The 3970-nt window shown below is 40.5% G+C and carries 5 protein-coding genes; all 5 read right to left on the bottom strand.

Annotated features, from left to right (window positions below; genetic code table 11):
- Window positions 1-207 (bottom strand): hypothetical protein (locus CYO90_RS05910; RefSeq protein WP_219809111.1); only part of this gene is annotated, 207 nt, incomplete at its 3' end.
- Window positions 208-364: 157 nt separating this feature from the next.
- Window positions 365-1939 (bottom strand): portal protein, encoded by a 1575-nt coding sequence (locus CYO90_RS05905; RefSeq protein WP_181000225.1) that lies wholly within the window; start codon window positions 1937-1939, stop codon window positions 365-367.
- Window positions 1926-2198, bottom strand: a complete 273-nt coding sequence (locus CYO90_RS05900) for a hypothetical protein (protein WP_141083758.1) — start codon at window positions 2196-2198, stop codon at window positions 1926-1928. The genes CYO90_RS05905 and CYO90_RS05900 overlap by 14 nt, the downstream gene beginning before the upstream one ends.
- A 23-nt stretch (window positions 2199-2221) precedes the next feature.
- The gene (locus CYO90_RS05895) at window positions 2222-3511 is read right to left on the bottom strand and encodes a phosphatase (protein WP_103578831.1); all 1290 of its coding nucleotides are present in this window, start codon (window positions 3509-3511) and stop codon (window positions 2222-2224) included.
- Between the two features lie 105 nt (window positions 3512-3616).
- A partial coding sequence (locus CYO90_RS10230; RefSeq protein ID WP_103578830.1) for a glutamyl-tRNA amidotransferase occupies window positions 3617-3970 on the bottom strand: 354 nt, incomplete at its 5' end.

Below are 3970 nucleotides of genomic sequence, written 5' to 3'. Positions count from 1 at the left end.
CTGTTGCTCTTTTGCTGCTAACGCTTCAGCCATTGCTTGCTTAATATCCTCGATATTAAGCTCCTCTTTTTTTGGCTCTTCTGTTGCTACTGGTTGCTCTGTTGGCTGTTCTTGTGGTTCTTGTGCCACTTCGTTTGTTTCAGGCTCTACTTGATCATCACCATTTACGATACTTACTAATTCATTTAATGCTTCTTGCTCTGTCATTTATTACTCCTCTTTGTAATTTTCAAAAAAACTTAAAAGACTTTCAAGTGTTTTTATGCTCTCGATCGCCCTTAACCTCATTTCATCGCTGTTCTTTTCATTTTGGCTAGCGGTCACACTTGCCGCATAAAGCCCCAATAGATATTCTGAAAAATCCCTAAACGCTTGGCATTGCGTCAGCTGGTAAAGCTCCTGCTTCTGCGTCAAGGCTTGCCACGCTTGGCAAAATAGCCTGTGGCTTAAGTTGTTTAGCAAGCTCACTCTCCTTTCCGATAAAATTCTCTGGGTCTTTTATGCCATATAGTGGCAATAGCTCTAATAGGATTTTCTCATTTGCTTCTTTCATCCTATTTGCACCCTCGCCGTCTTGAAGCTGTAAGCACATACCAAATTGAGCTGCTATTACTTGGCTTGCATCCATTAGGCTTTTCTTTTGCACCTCTTTATTTAGTGCGCCTATGCCAGTGTTTAGATTGATGTTAAAGCTCGGTATTTCACCACGATTAAACCCTGCAAAAAATAGCGGATCACCATATTTCCAAACAAGAAATGCAAGGCGCTCAAATATAGGCTCAAAAAAGGTCTCATTGTAGGTTCTTATATACCCTTGAAGCCTTACGCTCCCCTCATTTGCCATAATTGACGCCATTGTCGCTGTTTCTTGCCTAGTTGTTGGTGCTCCGTTTTGTTGAGGGCTTACTCCGCTTACTTCGCTCATCTCTTGTTCGATCACTTGAAGTGTAGCCATTGAAGCGTTGATGTCGCCAGGCGGCACGATCTTGATGTCTGCTGGGCTATCGGTAAAAATCGCACCACTTGGGCGCTCTAAATCAGCCCTTGATATACTTGCACTTCGGTTAAAAATGATCTTTGGCGTTGCTTGGTTTCTTGTTACATCTGTAATTGAGTTTCTAATAGCATTTAGCTCATCTTGTAAAGGTAGCAACGAAGCAAGAGCTGGCTCACCATAGGCGCAGACAAACGTTTGATCAGTATTGCGTTTTGTTTGTGGCAGCATATAGCCAAAAATAAATGGCTGTCCGTCTTTTAGTTCTACTTTATCTCTTAGTAGTTCGCTATTGTAAAGCGTGCTAACACTCCATTTCTCATCATTTAGTTCATAAATTTCATTTAGGCAAATTCTCTCATAAGGTCTGTTCTCGCTTAGATCAATTTGTTTAAAAGTTTTATTCTTGATTAACTTTTTGATGTCGTTTGTCGTGAGGTAAATTCTATGCACGATATAGCGGATGTCATCTGTATTTTTGGCATCAGGGTCAAAATAGATGTCGTTTATATCCACTTCCTCTATCTTTGCTTCATCTTTTGCCCAAAACACTTTTACTACCGAGCTTGCCGAGAAAGCAGCTTTTAAAAAGATAGGCGAAAAAATCTTATACAAATTTATCTTGTCGCAATAGAAATTTAGCGCCTCTTGCCACTTGTCGATCACATCATGCGTTGAGTTTATGTATGGCTCTAGCTTTGCAAATGTGTCATTGTTGAAATATGTTTCGGTTAGGCCGTCATATATCCTTTTTGCTTTTGAGTTGAGCTTTGGTATGTAGTTTTTGCTTTTGTTTCGCTCTTTGAGGCTGTTATACTGCTCGCTTTCAAGCACAAGCAAATACGCATCATTTAGCTTGTCAAAAAATGGTTTATACTCCGCATAGCCATTGTATGCTATTTGCACTAACTCATCGAGGTAGCTTATTCTTTCATCGTTCGTCATTTTCGTGTCCTACTCTGTAAATTGTGCTTCTGCTGACATTTGTTAGCTCTTTCACTCGTTTTTTATCAACCCCTTTTTCTTTTAGAGCCGTTGCAAGTTTTACTCTAGCTTGTTTTGTAGGGATAAATTTTACCCCCTTAAGCCACTCACAAATCATCACACAAAAACAAAGACGCAAAGCCTCATCATCAAGTGTTGCCACCTTTCTAATTAGACCTACGTCGATATTTTCTGAAATATACTCGATTTGTTTTCTCAAATCTACCCAATTTTGACACTCTTTCACCAAACGCCTCCGTCATCGTAGTTGATCGTGTTTATTTTTGCTGGCAATGGGTCAAAAAACGTAAGAGCAAGGGCATCCGCCAAGTCAGGGCTAAAGCCAAACTCTTTTTTGATATTCTCTTTTGGCAAGAGCAAATAACGCTCTTTCTTGTCATAGTAAAAACTAATGGTGCTAAGCTGTTTTTTGAGTTTGTCATTTGGTACGATGCTAAGTAGCCTAAATTTCTCTTTGAGTGTAAAATATGCTTCCGCCCTCTTGTTGGCATAAAGCTTCTCATTTGTTGCCTTGTATGAAAATTTTGCCTCTCTGACTATCCCACGCAAGCCAAAATCCACTAAAGTATCAAACACACCAGCACCAACGCCAACACTATCAATAAAAATAGCGTCTGGCTTCTCTTCGCTTCTCTCATATATGCCAAAAATCTCCCTTGCTAAAGCTGTCACGCTATCAAGCCTAAAAGTATAAAAGTTTGTAATGCCGTATCCTTGCCTAATACAAAGCACGCTTTCATCGTCACCCTCACGTGCCACATCTAACCCCCAAATAATGCTAGCCTTTTCGTTTGGCATCTGAGTGCTAAAAGCATTTTCTATCAAAGCAAGGTTAAATAGCACGTTTGAGGTTGTATCTAAAAACTCGCCGTATATCTCTTGGCGTACTACGTCGCTATCTATACCACCAAGCTCTGCGACCATTTCGTCTATTTGCTCTTTTTTAAGCAGTGGGTTATTAAAACTTGATATTTGAAAATTTACCCAGTCTTTTTCACCGCTCATTCCACGTTTGGCAAGGTCATAAAAGCGGTTTTTGCCTTTTGGCACGCCGCCTATAAATGCTCTTGATTTTGGGTTGTCCAATAACATTGCCCTTATGGCGTTATCCCAAAGGTAGGCATCTTTTAAAATTATGCCTGCCTCATTCAGGATCACTATGTCATAGCCAAAGCCCTCGATATTTTCTGGGCGTTCCGCACTTCTCATATCAAGGTAGCCCTCGCCAATACTTAGCTTTTTATCTTGTGCGTGAAATTTATACAGCTCTTTTGGCAGAGCTTTTAGCTCAGGCAAAAAATAGCGTTCATAATATCTTTGTAGGTTTGACGTGATAGTATCTACCCAAAGCACTTTTTTACCCTCTAAAAGCCACTCGATCGTGGCATTTGCTACCCCCTTGGTAAATCCTACACGCCGACCTTTTTCTATTGTTGTAAAGCGTGCGGTATTCTCAAAAAAGACTTCCTTTTGCCACGGCGTATAGGTTAGGCTCAAATTTATATCGCTCACACTGCCACCTTTTCAAATATCGCCTCGATAAAGAGCCAAACGCAGATCACACTCGCGATAGCAATGCTTACAACTACGCAAAAGGCAATATCTGCCCAAGTGATTTTATTCACTCTTTAGCTCCTTTCTCTCAATTATGATCTTTTGCTCGCTTTGCACGTTTGCATTATTAATCACCATATCAGCCTCACGCCCTAGCACAGTCTCTTTGTTTCTAGCCGTGATCCTGCTATGGGCTTCAACGTCTGCTATCCTATCGCTCATCTCTAGCATCTCATCCGCTTTCTTTTGATTTCTGAGCGCTGCGTTTTGAAAATAGAGCAAATGTTTTGTCTTTTCATCTACTATTTCGTGAAACGCTTTCACTTTTGTTTCATTTTCGTTGGCTAAAGCCGTATTTATCGCCACTTGTTGTTTCACTAATTCAGCATCTGCCTGACTTATGCCGTTGCAAATTTT

The sequence above is a fragment of the Campylobacter concisus genome, assembly GCF_002913745.1.
GTDB lineage: Bacteria > Campylobacterota > Campylobacteria > Campylobacterales > Campylobacteraceae > Campylobacter_A > Campylobacter_A concisus_R.
The sequence above is the reverse complement of the archived record's forward strand: the minus strand, read 5'-3'. Positions and strand labels throughout refer to the sequence as shown.

Coding starts and splice junctions, on each gene's coding strand:
- CYO90_RS05905 (WP_181000225.1), bottom strand. CDS start 1,939: ATGACGAACGATGAAAGAATAAGCTACCTCGATGAGTTAGTGCAAATA.